General features: G+C 70.9%; 10 protein-coding genes. 2 read left to right on the top strand and 8 right to left on the bottom strand.

Annotated features, from left to right (window positions below; all coding sequences use genetic code 11):
* The first annotated feature begins 260 nt into the window (after window positions 1-260).
* Window positions 261-1,550: an ABC transporter ATP-binding protein gene (locus F4562_RS29630; RefSeq protein ID WP_184539726.1), complete on the top strand. Its 1,290-nt coding sequence runs from the start codon at window positions 261-263 to the stop codon at window positions 1,548-1,550.
* A 136-nt stretch (window positions 1,551-1,686) separates the two neighbouring features.
* Here the strand turns inward: F4562_RS29630 and F4562_RS29625 are convergent, their stop codons facing one another.
* The 8 genes from F4562_RS29625 to F4562_RS29590 form a co-directional block, all read right to left on the bottom strand.
* Window positions 1,687-2,466, bottom strand: coding sequence for a hypothetical protein (locus tag F4562_RS29625; protein WP_184539723.1), 780 nt, complete (start codon window positions 2,464-2,466; stop codon window positions 1,687-1,689).
* Window positions 2,467-2,616: 150 nt separating this feature from the next.
* On the bottom strand, window positions 2,617-3,255 hold the full coding sequence (locus F4562_RS29620; RefSeq protein WP_184539721.1) for an ACT domain-containing protein: 639 nt from the start codon (window positions 3,253-3,255) through the stop codon (window positions 2,617-2,619).
* Between the two features lie 95 nt (window positions 3,256-3,350).
* Window positions 3,351-4,718, bottom strand: a complete 1,368-nt coding sequence (locus F4562_RS29615; protein ID WP_184539719.1) for a right-handed parallel beta-helix repeat-containing protein — start codon at window positions 4,716-4,718, stop codon at window positions 3,351-3,353.
* A 223-nt stretch (window positions 4,719-4,941) separates the two neighbouring features.
* Window positions 4,942-5,994: a LacI family DNA-binding transcriptional regulator gene (locus F4562_RS29610; RefSeq protein WP_184539717.1), complete on the bottom strand. Its 1,053-nt coding sequence runs from the start codon at window positions 5,992-5,994 to the stop codon at window positions 4,942-4,944.
* Window positions 5,984-7,600, bottom strand: a complete 1,617-nt coding sequence (locus F4562_RS29605; protein ID WP_184539715.1) for a glycoside hydrolase family 13 protein — start codon at window positions 7,598-7,600, stop codon at window positions 5,984-5,986. Before F4562_RS29605 ends, F4562_RS29610 begins: the two co-directional genes overlap by 11 nt.
* A 50-nt stretch (window positions 7,601-7,650) precedes the next feature.
* Complete coding sequence (locus F4562_RS29600; RefSeq protein WP_184539713.1) at window positions 7,651-8,547, bottom strand: sugar ABC transporter permease; 897 nt, start codon at window positions 8,545-8,547, stop codon at window positions 7,651-7,653.
* The gene (locus tag F4562_RS29595) at window positions 8,544-9,554 is read right to left on the bottom strand and encodes a carbohydrate ABC transporter permease (RefSeq protein ID WP_184539711.1); all 1,011 of its coding nucleotides are present in this window, start codon (window positions 9,552-9,554) and stop codon (window positions 8,544-8,546) included. The genes F4562_RS29600 and F4562_RS29595 overlap by 4 nt, the downstream gene beginning before the upstream one ends.
* Before the next feature lie 3 nt (window positions 9,555-9,557).
* Complete coding sequence (locus tag F4562_RS29590; RefSeq protein WP_184539709.1) at window positions 9,558-10,853, bottom strand: extracellular solute-binding protein; 1,296 nt, start codon at window positions 10,851-10,853, stop codon at window positions 9,558-9,560.
* A gap of 431 nt (window positions 10,854-11,284) precedes the next feature.
* Here F4562_RS29590 and pulA point away from each other — a divergent pair, with 431 nt between their 5' ends.
* Window positions 11,285-17,116: a pullulanase-type alpha-1,6-glucosidase gene (pulA, locus tag F4562_RS29585; protein ID WP_311733878.1), complete on the top strand. Its 5,832-nt coding sequence runs from the start codon at window positions 11,285-11,287 to the stop codon at window positions 17,114-17,116.
* Window positions 17,117-17,262: the final 146 nt, after the last annotated feature.

The raw sequence follows: 17,262 nt of genomic DNA, 5'->3' as shown, positions 1-17,262 counted from the left end.
TCGGCACGCACAGCCGACGCCCTCGCGTGAATTCATTTTCAAAAGCTTTCGCAAACTGTAACATCTCGCGCTCAGCGCGATCCCGCGCGGGAAAGGCCCTCCGGCCGCGGGCCGTACCCGGCCGACCTGACCGAAAAGTAACCGGCGGATGTGCATTTTCTAACGGCATCTATGGACACGCAGGCAAAGGTCGCGATGTACTACCTCATCAATCACACGGCTGGATCCGGGCGCCGGAGCCCGGGGGGAACGAGCGCGCCATGAGTACCGTCGTCCTCGACAACGTGAGCAAGGTTTACCCGGGCGGGTACCTCGCGGTTGACCGCATGAACCTGCGCACCGGAAACGGTGAGCTTCTCGTCCTGCTGGGCCCCTCCGGGTGCGGCAAGTCCACCCTGCTCCGGATGATCGCGGGGCTGGAGGAGGTCACCGACGGCGACCTGTGGCTGGGCGGGACACTCGCCAACGACCTGGCTCCCCGCGACCGCGACGTCGCCATGGTCTTCCAGAACGGCGCGCTCTACCCGCACCGGACGGTACGCGGCAACATCGCCTTCCCACTGGAGATCGCCAAGGCCGACCCGGCGATGGTGCGGCAACGGGTGACCGAGCTGTCGAAGGCCCTGCACATCGACGAGATGCTCGAACGCCGTCCCGGAACGCTCTCCGGCGGCCAGCGCCAGCGGGTCGCGATGGGCCGCGCGATCGTCCGCCAGCCCTCGCTCTTCCTGATGGACGAGCCGCTGTCCAACCTGGACGCGGGCATGCGCACCGAGCTGCGCATGGAGATCTCCGCGCTGGTCCGCTCCCTCGGGGTGACCACGATCTACGTGACGCACGATCAGGTGGAAGCCCTGACCATGGCCGACCGGATCGCCATCATGAACCGCGGGGTCCTGCAGGACCTCGGCACCCCGGGCCAGGTGTACAACGACCCGGCGACCGCCTTCACCGCGGCCTTCCTCAGCTCCCAGCAGCTCAACCTGCTCGCGGCCACCGTGCGCGCTCCGCAGAACCAGTTCATCCTGCTCGACTTCGGCCCGCACCAGATCATGATCCCCTGGACCGATCCCAGGGCGTACGCCATCTCCAAGCACGTCGGCCAGCAGATCATCGTCGGCCTCCGCCCCGACTGCCTGGCCCCGGTCCCCGACACCTTCGAGGGGCCGACCTTCCTCGGCCGTGTCCGGGCCCTGGAGTATCACGGCCACGAGTGGCTCGCCTACGTCGAGAGCGGGCTGACCGCCGTGGCGGTGCCCGAGCCGCCCGACCCCCGGCGCGCCGCCCGCGCGGGCTCCTCCACTCTCAACGGCGGCCGGGCCCGTTCCGTGCTGCGCCGCCTGATCCCCGGCTACGGGGCCGGCGACACCGGTGACCCGCACCAGGAGCAGGAGCAGGTCGGCGGCAGCCACCGCCGGGCCGACCTCATCGTCCGCCTCGGCGCCCGTCCCGTCTGGCGGGCCGGCGATCCGGCGCGGGTCGGCGTCGACGCCGGCCGCCTGATGCTCTTCACCATGGACGGCTCCCGGGTCGACCCGCCGCAGCGCTGACCCCGTCTCCTGCGTACTCCATGTGACGCACCGAGCCCGAGCGGCACCAGGCGGATCTCGGGCGGCGCTGACCCCGTCTGCGGCGTACCCGATGCGGCCCAGGGTTCTTCCGGTGCCTCCCCGGCCGTCCGGCCGGTCAGGACAGGCGCATGGTCCGGCCGATCCGGTCGAAGAGCCGCTGCCGGTCCTCGCTGTCGGTACTGAGCGTGATGATGCAGGTCCTGCCCGAGGAAGGGAGGTAGTACTGCGTGCCGCGGATGTCGACACCGCCGGCCGGGAAGGTGTAGACGATCCGCGCCGCCTCCGCCGAGCCGAGCCTGACCGTGTCGGCTTCGGTGACCTTGGCGTTGAGCTGCTCCAGTTGTTCCTTGGTCTCCCTGATCAGCTGGTCCATCGCCGGCGCCTGGACTGGCTGGCAGAAGCCGTTGAGGTTGGTCGCGAAGCCGTTGGGCGACGTCTTGACCGACTCGGAGTCGGTCGCCCAGATGCCCTTGTTGTCGATGAGGGTCTGCAGGCTCCGCCTCGCCTGTTCCGCCGCGTCACCGGTCAGGCCGCTGCGCTTCAGGCCCTCCTCCAGGTTCTCCTTGCTCAGGTCGAGCGCGACCCACTTCTGCGGGACGGCGACGGTGAGGCCGTTCTCCACGCCGCCGATCCGCTTGAACCCTTCGGGCACCGGGGCCGGCTCGGGGGTGGGCGAGACCGTTCCGCCGGGGGTGGGCGAGGCCGTTCCCCCGGGAGGGGGTGGCGTCCCCTCGGGCTCACCGGTGGCGGGCGGCTGGGTCGGGTCCACCGCGGCCGGTCGGGGGCCGGCGGCCTCCGTCGCGGTGGCCGCCCGCCCACCGCTTCCCGAGAAGGCGGTGAGCGCCAGGCACAGGCCCAGTAGCCCCGTGGCCGCGACATGGTGGCGGTCAGGCATCGAGCTGCCCCCCTCACGGGCCGGTGAAAGCCCGATACCGATATGACCTGTGGTGCCCGTCGGGGGGACGATCTCTAATACGGAGACATGCGCTGCCACCGTATCAACGCGTTCAATACCCAATTTCGGTTATACCGGAAACGCCATACTTCAAGAGATACGGCCGATAATCGAGATGATTTCCAGGACCCGCCCGGCACGGTCCAGTTCGGCGCGGTGGAAGGGCGGCCCCTGATTCCTGGCCAGGATCAGGTGCAGACCCGTCCCGGGCACGGGCAGGCTCATCAGTTGCTGCCCGCCCGAGCTGAGAGCGGCGGGACGCAGGGGCGTGAGATCGGCCGCCTTCACCCCGGCCAGGCCGCCCGTCTCGTCGAGGACCTGCGGGGCCTGCCAGCTGTGGTGCGTCAGCTCACCGCGCTCGGCGCACATGACCACCGCCCACTCGGCGCTCACCAGGTCCGGCATCGCGTCCACGAGGGTGGCGAGGGCCCTGCCGGGCTCTCCCGCGACATGCCGCAACAGGTCGTAGTCCGGCGCGGCACCGGGGATCTCACGGGTGGGCCAGACCCCCTCGACGCGCATCCCGGGAATCACCGAGAGACGGTCCCTGACCGTCTCGGCGTCGGTCGTCCCCGGCCAGGAGACGGTGAAGTCGTCCACCGCACGCCCCGCCTCACGTTCCAGGACCGTCACCTGGAGGATGTCCGCCCCCAGCGTGCCGAGCACCCGGGCCGCCTGGCCCAGGGCACCGGGCCGGTCGGGGAAGGAGACCCGTAGCCGCAACATCATCGCCGATCACCTCACTCTGGGCATCACAGTGCCGTAGCCAGGTTTCAGCGAGGTTCCGGGGCGATGTCCAGGATAAATCCCGCGACGGGAAAAAGTCAGTGCTGGTAGGCACCCGCGGTGGGAGCCTCGGGCAGCGCCGTCCCCGCTGCGTCGCGGGCCAGCGCGGCACCGCCGTACCAGTCCGGGCCCAGCCTGAAGCCGCGGCCGATGGCCGGGGAGCCCGGACGCAGGCGCAGGTCGTCCCGGCCGCGGAACCGGGGGTCGGCCATGACCGACCGGGGCCCCAGCGTGAACTTGCGGGAGCGGCCCCGGTAGACGCTGCCGCCCTCGTCCGCGCCTTTGCCGTCCTCGAAGCCGACCTGTCCGCCGACCACGATGACGTTGTTGCGCAGCTTGAGGATGCCGGGTGCGCAGCCGTCGTGGCAGACCCAGCCGCTGGTGTCGCGTCCGGGCAGGTGGACCGAGTTGTGCACCGCGACGGTGCCCTTGACCGGTCCGACGGCGTGACGGGCGCCGCGGGTGACGAGGAAGGAGCCGCGCTCGCGCGAGGAGGTCACCACGTTGTGCGCGAAGACGTTGCCCGTGGCGGTCTTGCCCTTGCGTGCTCCCAGCTCGACGAAGGTCAGGTTGTCCTTGGAGACGTTGTGCGTGACCCGGTTGCGGTCGCCGTTGAAGACCTCGACGGCGGCGCCGTCGAAACCGTAGTCCTTGCTCGGCGCGTAACTACCGGTGATCACGTTTCCGGTGATCAGGTTGTCGTCGCCGTTGAGCAGCACGCCGAAGGCGCCCGAGTCGTCGTCGCCGCCCTCGTCGTTGACGCTCATCCGGTTGTTGCCGGCCAGGACGCTGTTCCTGACGACGTTGTGGGCGCCGATGATGTGGACCCCGGTGACGTTGCGGTCGGCGCGGACCCGGTCGAGCTCGTTGCGGTTGCCGCCCACCTCGAAACCGGCCCACAGGCAGTCGCGGGCGTGCACGCCCGTCACCCGTACGTAGGATCCGGAGATGACGACGCAGGCGGTCTCCCTGCCGCTGATCTTCGGAGCGGCACCCTTGCCGTACGGCTCGACGGTGATGGGAGCCGCGGCGGTGCCCTTGCCGGACAGGGTCAGCGTGCCGGGCCAGCTTCCGCCGCGCTTGAGCCGCACCGTGTCGCCGGGACGCAGTTCGGTGGCGTTGACCTGGTCCAGGCTGCGCCAGGGGGCCGTCTCCGAGGTGCCCGCCGCGGCGTCGTCACCCGCGCGGGAGTCGACGTAGTAGACGGTGCCGGCCGTGCCGGCCCTGCCCGCCCCGGTGCCGGCCGTGCTCACCGGGCCCACCGCAGTGGCCGCCACTGTGCCCGCCACTGTGCCCGCAGCGGTGCCCGCCGCAGTGGCGGCGATCGGTGCCGGAACGGCGACGAGCCCGCAGCCCGCCACGAAGGCACCGAGCACCGGCCCGGCCCAACGCCTCGTCGAATCCATCGTGTCGCGCTCCATCACACCGTGACCGCCGATTACTCAGCGCAGATCCTCGCACAACGGTCACGGCAACGGCGATTCCGTGGACGGAGACACAGCAAGCCGTTACGTTCCCTCTACCCGCGCCTCCGCCGGCGGGTGCCGGCCACCGGAAAACGCGCCGTCCGGCCCCCGGGGTGACCGGAGAACGGGATGACGGAGGGAGCGGGCAGGGGGAGGACCCGGGTCAGCGGAGGACCTTGGGGCCGGAGCCCGTCGAACCCCGCACGATGAACTCGGGCTGGAAGATCAGTTCGGAGTGCCGGCCGGGGGTGCCCGCGACGGCCTCCAGGAGGGTGTGCACCGCGGCGGTCACCATCGACTGGACCGGCTGACGCACGGTGGTCAGCGGCGGATCGGTGAACGCGATCAACGGCGAGTCGTCGAACCCCACCACCGACACATCCCCCGGCACCGACAACCCCCGATCCCGGCACGCCCGGATCGCCCCCAACGCCATCAGATCCGACGCGCACACGATCCCCGTACACCCCCGCTCCAGCAACTGCGCCGCCGCCGCCTGACCACCCTCCACCGAGAACAGCGAATGCGAGACCAACCCCTCCACCTCCACCGCCCCCAGCAACTGCGCCATCGCCTGCCGATACCCCTCGATCTTCCGGATCACCGGCACGAACCGCCGCGGCCCCACCGCCAGCCCGATCCGCTCATGCCCCAGATCCACCAGATGCTGCACCGCCAACCGCGCCGCCGCCCGATCGTCCGGCGAGATGAAGGTCGCCGGCACGTCGGCCGCGTGCCCGTTGAGCAGGACGATCGGCACTCCCTGCCCGATGAGCTGGGTGTAGCGGTCCGAGCGGGCCGTGGTGTCGGCGTGCAGGCCGGAGACGAAGATGATGCCGCTCACTCCGCGCTCCACGAGGATCTCGATGAACTCGTCCTCGACCGCGCCGCCGGGCAGCTGGGTGCAGAGCACCGGGGTGTAGCCGTGCTGGGTGAGGGTCTTCTCGAACGCCTGGGCGAACGCCGGGAAGATCGGGTTGTCCAGCTCCGGGGTGACCAGGCCGATCAGCCCGTTGCTGCGCTGACGCAGCCGCTGCGGACGCTCGTACCCCATCAGGTCGAGTGCCGCCAGCACGGACCGGCGGGTGACGGCGGAGACGCCCGGCTTGCCGTTGAGCACCCGGCTGACCGTGGCCTCGCTGACCCCCGCCTGCGCGGCGATGTCGGTCAGCCGGGCGGTGCCGTTGCCGAACGTGCCGGCACCGCTATGCGTCATCGCGCCGCCACCAGACCGCCGAGTCGGGGGCGAGGCGCGCGAGGCCGCCCTCGACGACCGGCGGGACGCTGGCGAGCAGGACCCGGCCCTGGGCGGGCAGCTCGACCGGCTCGCCGGTGAGGTTGACCGTGCAGGCGAAACCGCCGTCGCGGGCGAAGGCGAGCGTTCCCTCGGGGGAGTCGAGCCAGACCGGCGGGGCGTCGCCGAAGGAACGCAGCTCCCGCCGGATCCGCAGCGCGTCACGGTAGAGGTTCAGCGTCGAGCGGGGGTCGCCGAGCTGGGCCTCGACGCTCAGCGGGCCCCAGGACTCGGGCATGGGCAGCCACGTTCCCTCGACACCCGGCAGGCTGAAGCCGAAGTGCGGCTCGCCGTCGGCCCACGGGATGGGCACCCGGCAGCCGTCGCGGCCGTCGTCGGGGTTGCGCAGCCGCTGCGGGTCGAGCAGGAACTCCTCGGGCAGGTCGAGGACCTCGGGGAGGCCGAGCTCCTCGCCCTGGTAGATGTACGCCGAGCCGGGCAGGCCCAGCGTCAGCAGCATGGCGGCGCGGGCACGGCGCAGGCCGGCCTCGCCGTGCCCGTAGCGGGTGACGTGCCGCTTGACGTCGTGGTTGGACAGCACCCAGGTGGTGGGGGCACCGACCAGCCCGGCCGTGGCGAGCGACTCGTCGATCACCGCGCGGAACCGGGCGGCGTCCCACGGGGCGGTGAGGAAGTGGAAGTTGAACGCCTGGTGCAGCTCGTCCGGCCGGATGTAGTTGGCCAGTCGCAGCGCGGACGGCGCCCATGCCTCGGCGACGCCGATCCGCTCGCCCGGGTAGGAGTCGAGCAGCCTGCGCCAGGCACGGTGGATCTCGTGCACGCCGTCCTGGTCGAAGAACGGCACCACCTCGGCGCCGATCATCCGGACCTGGTCGGGATGGCCGACGTCGGGCAACCCCGGCGCCTTGACCATGCCGTGGGCCACGTCGATGCGGAAGCCGTCCACGCCCAGGTCGAGCCAGAACCGCAGGATCGACTCGAACTCCGCATGGATCTCGGGGTTGTCCCAGTTCAGGTCGGGCTGTTCGGCGGCGAACAGGTGCAGGTACCACTCGCCGTCCGGCAGGCGCGTCCAGGCGGAGCCGCCGAAGACCGACTCCCAGTCGTTGGGCGGCAGTTCCCCGCCGGGGCCCTTGCCCGGCCGGAAGATGTAGCGCTCCCGCGCGGGGTCGCCGGGCGCCGCGGCGAGCGCCTCCTGGAACCAGGCGTGCCGGTCGGAGGTGTGGTTGGGCACCACGTCCACGATGATCCGCAGGCCGTGCCGGTGGGCCTCGTCGATCAGGGCCCTGGCGTCGGCGAGCGACCCGAAGATCGGATCGACGTCCCGGTAGTCCGCCACGTCGTAGCCGAAGTCGGCCATCGGCGAGGTGAAGAACGGGGTGAGCCAGAGCGCGTCCACCCCGAGGTCCGCCAGGTACGGCAGCCGGCTGCGCACGCCGAGCAGGTCGCCGATCCCGTCACCGTTGCCGTCGGCGAAGCTGCGCACGTAGACCTGGTAGATCACCGCGTCGCGCCACCATCGGGTGGCGGTCGCGGCCTCGTGGACTGGGTGGGCAAGCTCGGTCATATTAAATCCCCCGTCAGGTGACATATCAGGACGTGGATGGCACGGTGGTGTTACGACTTCGTGGCACCGGCGGTGAGGCCGGTCACCAGATGACGCTGTACGAGCAGGAAGACGATCGCCGCGGGCACCGCGATCAGCACCGCCGACGCGGTGAGCAGACCCCAGTCCGACCAGTGCTGCCCCACGAACTGCTGCAGCCCGACGCCGAGGGTGCGCTTCTCCTCCTGCGACATGAAGACCGTGGCGTAGGCCACCTCTCCCCAGGCCGTCATGAAGGAGTAGAAGGCGGTGACCGCCAGGCTCGGCCGGGCCAGCGGCAGGATGAGCCGCCAGAATGTGCCGAACGGGGTGAGGCCGTCGACCAGCCCCGCCTGGTCGATCTCCCGCGGGATGGAGTCGAAGTAGCTCTTCATCATCCACGCGCAGAACGGCACGGCCACGGTCATGTAGGCGATGACCAGGCCGGGGACCTGGTTGAGCAGCCCGAGGCCCGCCATCAGGTTGTACAGCGGGACGATCAGGATGGCCACCGGGAACATCTGGGTGATCAGCAGCATCCACATCACCCCGCGGTACCCGGGGAAGCGGAAACGGCTGATGGCGTAGCCGGTCGTGGACGCCAGGAACACGCCGAGGACCGTGGTCAGCCCGGCGACGATCACCGAGTTGAGCAGCCAGGTCGGGAACTGCGTCCCGGTGAGCACCCGGACGTAGTTGTCGAGCGAGGGCTGGTTGAACAGCTCCAGCTCGCTGGAGAGCCAGCCGTCGCGCGGCTTGAGCGAGGTCAGGACCAGCCAGATGATCGGGAACACCGAGATGCCGACCGCGAGCAGCAGGGTGCCGTGCAGCAGGATCGAGGCGCTGACGCCGCGCTCCCCGCGGCGGCGGGCACGCCGGCCGGTCGGGGCGGGGACGGCCGGACGGGTGCCTGCGGTGACGGAGCTCACCAGACCTCCCCTTGCTTGCGCAGCGAACGGCGGTAGACCACGGCCAGCACCACGAGGAGCAGCAGGATGATCACTCCCCAGGCCGCGGAGTTGGAGTAGTTGCGGACGCTGGTGAACGCCTCACGGAACGCGTAGGTGACCAGGATCTCGGTGGAGCTGCCCGGCCCGCCGCCGGTGATGAGGTAGATGACGGGGAACATGTTGAAGGTCCAGATCGTGCCCAGCAGCACGACGGTGCTCGACACGGTGCGCAGCCCGGGGAGCGTGATGAAGCGGAAGCGCTGCCACGGCGTCGCGCCGTCGACCTCGGCCGCCTCGTAGAGCTCACCGGGGATCGACTGGAGCCCGCCGAGCACGGCGACCATCATGAACGGCACGCCCATCCAGACGTTCACCGCGATGACCGCGACCTTCGCCAGCGTCGGGTCGTCGAGCCAGCCGACCGGGCCCAGGCCGGCGGCCCTGAGCATCGCGTTGATCACGCCGAAGTCGCTGTTGTACAGGTAACGCCAGATGAACGCCGAGACGAACCCGGGGATCGCCCACGGCAGGATCAGCAGCAGCCGGTAAGCCGAGCGGAAGGCGACCCTGCGGTTGAGCATCAGGGCCAGTCCCAGCCCGAGGCCGTAGTGGAGCGCGACGCAGGCGACGGTCCACACGACCGTCCAGGTCAGCTTCTCCCAGAACAGGCCGCTGGTGAGGATCCCGACATAGTTCTCAAGCCCCACGAACTCATACGTCGAGGGGATGACGTTGACGCCGATCGTGCGGCCGATGTTGGCCTCGGTGGCGTCGGTCAGGGAGAGGTAGACGCCCCGGGCGAGCGGCCAGCCGATCAGCAGGGCGGTCACCAGGACCACCGGGGCGACCATGGCCCAGGCGTACCAGTGCCGGCTCGCCGCCCGCCGGAACGGGCCGGGCTCCCGGCCGCCCCGACCGCGGGCGCTCTCGGCGCCCGCGGTCAGGTCCCTGGTCGTGCCGCTCGCACGTCCAGTCGAGAGCGCCACAGGTCAGCTCCAGTCCTTGAAGATGCCGCGGTACTTCTCGTCGACCGTCTTGAGCATCTCCTCGGGGGTCGTCTTGCCGCCGACCAGGGCCTGGTAGCCCTCCAGCAGCGGCTGGAAGAGCTGGCCGCCCTCGGGGATCCACGGCCGCGCGGTGGCGGTGTCCATGATCGGCTTGAAGACGGCGACGTCCTTGTTGCCCTGCACGTCCGGGTTGTCATAGGCGGAGGCGCGGGTCGGCAGGAGGCTGATCTCCTTGGCGACCTTGGCCTGCGACTCGGGGGTGCTCATGAAGCGGACGAACTCGGTGGCGGCCGGGATGTTCTTGGAACCGGCGTAGATGGCGAGGTTCCAGCCGCCGGTGGGGGCGCCGGCCTTGACCGAGCCCGCGGGGACGGGAGCGATGCCCAGGTTCTCCTTGTCCTTGAACTCCTTGCCCTGGTAGACCTCCGCCAGCGCCCACGGGCCGTTGTAGATCATCGCGGCCTTGCCGTCCTTGAGGGCGGTCATCGCGTTGGCGTAGCTGTCCTGGATGGCGGGCTTGGGGGCGGCGCCGGAGGTGACCAGGTCGGCGACCGTGGCCATGGCCTTCACGTTGGCCGGGGAGTTCACGGTGATCTTCTTGTTCTGCACGTCGAGGAGATCGCCACCCTCGCCGTACATGAACGGCAGCAGGAAGTAGGAGTCGACGTTCAGCGCGAGCCCGTTGACGCCGGTCTTCTTCTTGACGTCCAGCGCGACCTGCTTGAGCTCCTCGACCGTGGTCGGGGCCTTCTCGTGCCCGGCCTCCTTCAGGAGCCTCTTGTTGTACAGCAGCGCGAGGGTGTCGGTGACCTGCGGGACGGCGTAGGCCTTGCCGTTGTACTTGGTGCTGCTCAGCGGGCCGGGCAGGAAGTCGGACTCGTTCTCCACCGCGCGGGAGCCGTCCAGCGGCTGCAGATATCCCAGGGAGGCGAACTGGGAGGTCCAGGCGACCTCGGAACGGATCACGTCCGGGGCCCCCGTACCCGCCTGCGCCGCCGTCTGGAACTGGTTCTGCGCCTGGTCGGAGGGGACGTTGACGTACTTGACCTTGATGTTCGGGTACTTCGCCTCGAAGTCCTTGATGAGCGCCTGGAACGTCGGGCCCTCACTGTCGGGACGGACGGTGTCCCACCAGGTGATCTCACCACTGATCTTCGACGGGTCCGCGGGGGCGGCCTGGGAGGGTGCAGCCGCCGTTCCGCCGTCGCCGCCACCGCAGGCGGAGACCGCCAGGGCGAGGGCCGCGACGATCGTCACGGCTGAGAAGGCTCGCCGCATGTTCTCTCCTCAATGTTCAAGGGAACCGGCCCGGACGGCGGGGGCCGTCCGGGCCGGTGTGGAGTACGCCGGACGTTACGCCCACGTGAACGCGGTTGGAAGAAGTTTCTGCAAGAGTCTGCAAAGTTGTTACATAGCTACCCCAAAACGGCCAGCAGGGCAATCGCGACGTGCAGCACACCCTCCGAAGTCATCGCAGGCCACGCGATATACGGCCACCTCCGCCCACGTTCGGTCGCACGCCGACACCCTTTGCGGACGTACCGGAACAGCAGTGATTCAGAAAGTTGCGGCAAGGCATTGCATAGAGGATGTCCAGTGAGTAACTTCCGGGCAACGCCCCCGAAACAACCCTCCGTGGAGGCCCCCCAGTGGTCTGGCCACTCCCCCCACGGCGTGCGAGATCGTCCCTCCTGCCGGGCGTCGCCCTCGTGACGACCCTGTCCGCGACCATCCTCGCCGCCACCCCCCTCCCCACCGCCGCCCTCGCCTCCGGATCCCCCGCCGCCCCGTTACCCGTGTCACAGAACGACGGCCCACTGTTACCGGTGGCCGGACCCGTCGTCTCCCCGCCGAACCGCTCGGCCGGACCCGTCGTCTCCCCGCTGAGCCGTTCGGCTGAGCCGTCCGATCGCGACCTGGCCCGCGACGCGCTCCGCACCGCCCTGAGCCGCGAGCGCTTCTACTTCGCCATGACCGACCGGTTCGCCAACGGCGACCCCGGCAACGACCGGGGCGGCCTGTCCGGCGACCGGCTCACCACCGGCTTCGACCCCACCCACAAGGGCTTCTACCAGGGCGGTGACCTGGCCGGCCTGATCGGGAAGCTCGACTACGTCAAGAACCTGGGCAGCACCGCGATCTGGATCACGCCCGCGTTCGAGAACCGTCCGGTGCAGGGCACCGGCGCGAACGCCTCGGCCGGATACCACGGCTACTGGATCACCGACTTCACCAGGATCGACCCGCACCTCGGCACGAACGCCGAGATGAGGAAGCTCGTGCGCGAGGCGCACCGGCGGGGGATGAAGGTCTTCTTCGACGTCATCACCAACCACACCGCCGACGTCATCGGCTACCGGGAGCAGGGCCGCTCCTACCGGTCCAAGGGCGCCTACCCGTACGTGGACGTCCGCGGCGTGCCGTTCGACGACCGCGACCACGCGGGCGGGGAGACCTTTCCGAAGGTCGGCACCGGTTCCTTCCCCTACACGCCGGTGACGTCCGGGAACGTCAAGACCCCCTCCTGGCTGAACGACCCCACGATGTACCACAACCGGGGCGACTCCACCTTCAGCGGGGAGAACGACCAGTACGGTGACTTCTTCGGCCTCGACGACCTGTGGACCGAACGGCCCGAGGTCGTCAAGGGCATGATCGACATCTACCGGACGTGGGTCCGCGACACGGGGATCGACGGTTTCCGGATCGACACCGCCAAGCACGTCAACATGGAGTTCTGGGAGAGGTTCTCCCCCGCCCTGCGCGGATACGCGGCCGGACTCGGCAACAAGCGGTTCTTCATGTTCGGTGAGGTCTACTCCGGCGACCCCGCGTTCACCAGCCGCTACTCCACCCGCGGCGGGATGGACGCCACCCTCGACTTCCCCTTCCAGGAGGCCGCCCGCTCCTTCAGCGGCGGCACGGCGGCCGCGGACCGGCTGGCCCGGCTGTTCGCCGGGGACGACCACCACACCGACGCCGACGGCAACGCCTCGTCACTGCCGACCTTCCTCGGCAACCACGACATGGGCCGGATCGGCCGCTTCATCGCCCAGGACAACCCCGGCGCCCCCGACGCCGAACTGCTGCGCAGGGACCTGCTCGCGCACGAGCTCATGTTCCTCAGCCGCGGCCAGCCCGTCGTCTACTACGGAGACGAGCAGGGCTACACCGGGAAGGGCGGCGACCAGGACGCCCGCGCGCCGATGTTCGCCTCCAGGACCGACAGCTACCTGAGCGACGATCTGATCGGCACCACCGCCACCCATGCCCAGGACAACTTCGTCCCCGGCCACCCGATCTACCAGGGCATCGCGGCACTGGCGAGACTCCGCGACGCCCACCCGGCCCTGGCCGACGGCGCGCAGATCGAACGGCTGGCGCGGGGCGGCGTCTACGCCTTCTCCAGGATCGGCGCCGCCGAGCAGGTCGAGTACGTCGTGGCGGTCAACAACGCCGAGCGGGCGGAGACCGTGAGCGTGCCGACGTTCTCGGCGGGCACCGCCTTCACGAGGGTGTACGGCGAGGCCGCCGCGTCCGCGACGACCGGAGCCGACGCGAAACTGGCCGTGACCGTCCCCGCCCTGTCGGCGGTGGTCTACCGGGCGTCGGCGAAGCTCGCCGCCCCGGCGGCGGCCCCGGCCGTCTCGGTCGCGCTGCCCGGAGCCGAGATCAGGGGCACCGAGGAGGACCGCCGGATCCCGGTCACTGCGACCGTGCCCGGCACCGGTTTCGACCAGGTGACCTTCGCCGCCCGGACCGGTGACGGGCGGTGGAAGGTGCTCGGCACCGACGACGCACCCACCGTCGCCGGCCAGGACGGCGACTCCCCGGGCTCCCGGGTGTTCCGGGTCTTCCACGACCTACGGGGCGTCCCCGCCGGCACGAAGATCACCTACAAGGCGGTGGTGAAGGACTCCGCCGGACGCCTCGCCTCGGCGACCGCCACCGCGACCGTCGGAGCCGACCCCGCCCCCGAGGAGCCCGGTGCCGTCAAACGCGACTGGCTGGTCGTGCACTACCAGCGTGACGACTACGCCGGCTGGGGACTGCACGTCTGGGGCGACGTGGAGAACCCCACCGAATGGGACAAGCCCCTCCCCCTCACCGGGGAGGACGCCTACGGCCGGTTCGCGTGGATCAAGCTCAAGCCCGGCGCGGCCGACGTCAGGATCATCGCCCACAAGGGCGACGAGAAGGACGGCGGCGAGCGGATCGTCAACCCCACCAGGACCGGCGAGGTCTGGCTGGCCGAGGGCGGCGCGACGACCCACGCCTCCCGGGCCGCCGCCCAGGGCTACGCGACCGTCCGCTACAGCCGCCCGGACAAGGCGTACGACGGCTGGGGGCTGCACCTGTGGGGCGACGGGCTCGCCGACGGGGTGCCCACCGAGTGGGCCACGCCGCGACCGCCGGACGGCGTCGACGCCGCCGGCGCGTTCTGGAAGGTCCCGCTGAAGAACGCCTCGGTGCCGGTGAACCTCATCGTCCACAAGGGCGACACCAAGGACCCGGGCCCTGACCAGTCCTTCACCCCCGCCTTCCAGCCGGAGGCGCACGTCGTCTCGGGCGCGGCGAAGGTCCACCCGACCCGGGCCGCGGCCGAGAACGTGGCGATCGTGCGTTACCACCGCCCGGACGGGAACTACGACGGCTGGGGACTGCACCTGTGGGGCGACGTGGCCCAGCCGACGGAATGGGCCACCCCGCTCCGGCCCGCGGGCGAGGACGCCTTCGGGGCGTACTTCCGCGTCCCCCTGAAGGAGGACGCCAAGACCGTGAGCTACATCATCCACCGGGGCGACGAGAAGGACCTGCCCGACGACCAGGCGCTCGACCTGACGACCGCGGGTCACGAGATCTGGCGGATCGCGGCCACCGCGGGCCACCTGCTGCCCCAGCCCGCGGCACGCGGCGCGGACGCCGACCTGTCGAAGTCCGCCGCGCACTGGATCGACCGCGCCACGGTCGCCTGGAAGGTCGAGACGTCCCCCTCGCGGGCGTACTCGCTGGCCTTCTCCGCCAAGGGTGACATCGCCTACGCCCGCGGCGACCTGACCGGCACCTTCAAGGTCATCCGCCTGCTGCCCGGCGAGCTCACCGCGGCGCAGAAGGCGAAGTGGCCGCACCTGGCCGGGCACGCCGCGTTCACCGTCGACCCGCGCGACACCCGCCTCGTCCGCGAGGCGCTGCGCGGCCAGATCGTGGCCGTCGAGCGCGACGCCTCCGGGACGCTGCTCACCGCGACCGGCGTGCAGTCGCCCGGCGTGCTCGACGACGTCCACGCCGGGGCGGTGACCGCCGAGCTCGGCCCGTCCTGGCACGGCGGCCCCCGGCTGTCGCTCTGGGCGCCGACCGCGCGCACGGTGGAGCTGGCGCTCTACCGCGACCCGTCCGGCGGGAACCGCACCGTCCACGCGATGCGGCGCGACGACGAGACCGGCGTCTGGTCGGTACGCGGCCGGCCGGACTGGAAGGGGCGTTACTACACCTACCTGGTGACGGTCTACTCCCCCGCCGCGGGCGAGATCGTCACCAACGAGGTGACCGACCCCTACAGCCTGTCGCTGGCCGCCGGCTCGGGCCGCAGCCACCTGGTCGACCTGTCCGACCGGGAACTGCGGCCGGACGGCTGGTCGTCGCAGGCCAAGCCCCGGGCGGTCCCCCAGGAGAAGGCGTCGGTCTACGAACTGCACGTGCGCGACTTCTCCGCCTCCGACGCGACCGTCCCGGCCGGACGGCGCGGCACGTACGCGGCGTTCACCGGCGACTCCGCGGGGATGAAGGAGCTGCGCGCGCTCGCCCGGGACGGGCTGACCCACGTGCACCTGCTGCCCGTCTTCGACATCGCGACCGTCCCCGAGCGCAGGGAGGACCGCGCCGAACCCGGCTGCGACCTGGCCTCGATGCCCGCCGACTCCGAGCGGCAGCAGGAGTGCGTGGCGCGGACCGCCGCCCGCGACTCCTTCAACTGGGGCTACGACCCGCTGCACTACACCGTGCCCGAGGGCTCCTACGCCTCCGACCCGGAGGGCTCCGCCCGGATCAGGGAGTTCCGCGGCATGGTCGGCGCGCTGAACGGGGCCGGGCTGCGGGTGGTGATGGACGTGGTCTACAACCACACCCACGCCGCCGGGCAGGACCCGACCTCGGTGCTCGACCGGATCGTGCCCGGCTACTATCACCGGCTGCTCGACGACGGCGCCGTGGCCACCTCCACCTGCTGCGCCAACACCGCGCCCGAGCACGCGATGATGGGCCGGCTCGTCGTCGACTCCGTCGTCACCTGGGCGAAGCAGTACAGGATCGACGGCTTCCGGTTCGACCTGATGGGCCACCACCCCAAGGCCAACATGCTCGCGGTCCGCCAGGCCCTCGACGCCCTCACCCCCGCCCGGGACGGCGTCGACGGAAAGTCGATCATCCTGTACGGGGAGGGCTGGAACTTCGGCGAGGTCGCCGACGGCGCCCGCTTCGAGCAGGCCACCCAGGCCAACATGGCCGGCACCGGGATCGGCACCTTCAGCGACCGGCTGCGCGACGCGGTGCGCGGCGGCAGCCCGTTCGACGCCGACCCCCGCATCCAGGGCTTCGGCTCCGGGCTGGCCGGGGCGCCCAACGGGTCGCCGGCCAACGGCACGGCCGAGGAGCAGCGGGCCCGCCTGCTCGGCTACCAGGACCTGATCAAGCTGGGGCTCGCCGGCAACCTCCGCGACTACACCTTCACCGCCTCCGACGGCAGACGGGTCAAGGGCTCGGAGGTGAGCTACAACGGCTCGCCCGCCGGGTACGCCGCCGCACCCGGCGAGGTCGTCACCTACGTCGACGCCCACGACAACGAGACACTGTTCGACGCGCTGGCCTACAAGCTGCCGCAGGCCACGACCATGGCCGACCGGGTACGCATGCAGTCGCTCTCGCTGGCCACGGCCGTGCTGGCGCAGGGCACCTCGTTCGTGCACGCCGGCAGCGAGCGGCTGCGCTCCAAGTCGCTCGACCGCAACTCCTACGACTCCGGGGACTGGTTCAACCGGCTGTTGTGGGACTGCTCGGCGGGCAACGGCTTCGGCGCCGGGCTTCCCCCCAAGGCCGACAACGAGGACAAGTGGCCGTACGCCAGGCCGCTGCTCGCCGACCCGGCGCTGCGGCCGGACTGCGCGGCGATCGGCGCCGCGCGGGCCCGCTTCGGCGAACTGCTCGCGATCCGCTCCTCCTCACCGGTCTTCGGCCTCGGCTCCCTCACCGAGGTGCAGAAGCGCCTGACCTTCCCGGCCGCCGGCGCCGCGGAGACCCCCGGTGTCGTCACCATGCACCTGGACTCCTCGGGCATCGACCCCCGCTGGAAGTCGGTCACCGTCGTCCTCAACGCGACCCCCGAGGCTCAGCGGCAGACCGTCGCCGCGCTGAAGGGAACCCGGGCGGCACTCCATCCCGTCCAGGCGACCGGCGACGACGCGGTCGTGAAACAGTCGACCTTCGACCCCGCGACCGGCACCCTGACGGTCCCCGCCCGCACGGTCGCCGTGTTCGTCCAGCCCTAGACACGGGCCCGTCCGGCGGCACCCTCCAGCGGCGCCGTCCGGTCGGCCCATCTGAAGGTCCGCCCGGTCGGCCCGTCCGGTCGGCCCGTCGCGTGCGGTCCACGGGGCCCGCGCGGGAGGCCGCGAGCGGTCCCGGGCAAGACCTT

Origin of the sequence: Streptosporangium becharense, from assembly GCF_014204985.1 — a bacterium.
Classification (GTDB): domain Bacteria; phylum Actinomycetota; class Actinomycetes; order Streptosporangiales; family Streptosporangiaceae; genus Streptosporangium; species Streptosporangium becharense.
Note: the sequence above shows the minus strand (reverse complement) of the source record. Positions and strands in the feature narration are given on the sequence as shown.

What these genes read in the sequence shown, in the direction of transcription:
- F4562_RS29630 (WP_184539726.1), top strand. Translation starts at nt 261, where the DNA reads ATGAGTACCGTCGTCCTCGACAACGTGAGCAAGGTTTACCCGGGCGGG.
- F4562_RS29625 (WP_184539723.1), bottom strand. Translation starts at nt 2,466, where the DNA reads ATGCCTGACCGCCACCATGTCGCGGCCACGGGGCTACTGGGCCTGTGC.
- F4562_RS29620 (WP_184539721.1), bottom strand. Translation starts at nt 3,255, where the DNA reads ATGATGTTGCGGCTACGGGTCTCCTTCCCCGACCGGCCCGGTGCCCTG.
- F4562_RS29615 (WP_184539719.1), bottom strand. Translation starts at nt 4,718, where the DNA reads ATGGATTCGACGAGGCGTTGGGCCGGGCCGGTGCTCGGTGCCTTCGTG.
- F4562_RS29610 (WP_184539717.1), bottom strand. Translation starts at nt 5,994, where the DNA reads ATGACGCATAGCGGTGCCGGCACGTTCGGCAACGGCACCGCCCGGCTG.
- F4562_RS29605 (WP_184539715.1), bottom strand. Translation starts at nt 7,600, where the DNA reads ATGACCGAGCTTGCCCACCCAGTCCACGAGGCCGCGACCGCCACCCGA.
- F4562_RS29590 (WP_184539709.1), bottom strand. Translation starts at nt 10,853, where the DNA reads ATGCGGCGAGCCTTCTCAGCCGTGACGATCGTCGCGGCCCTCGCCCTG.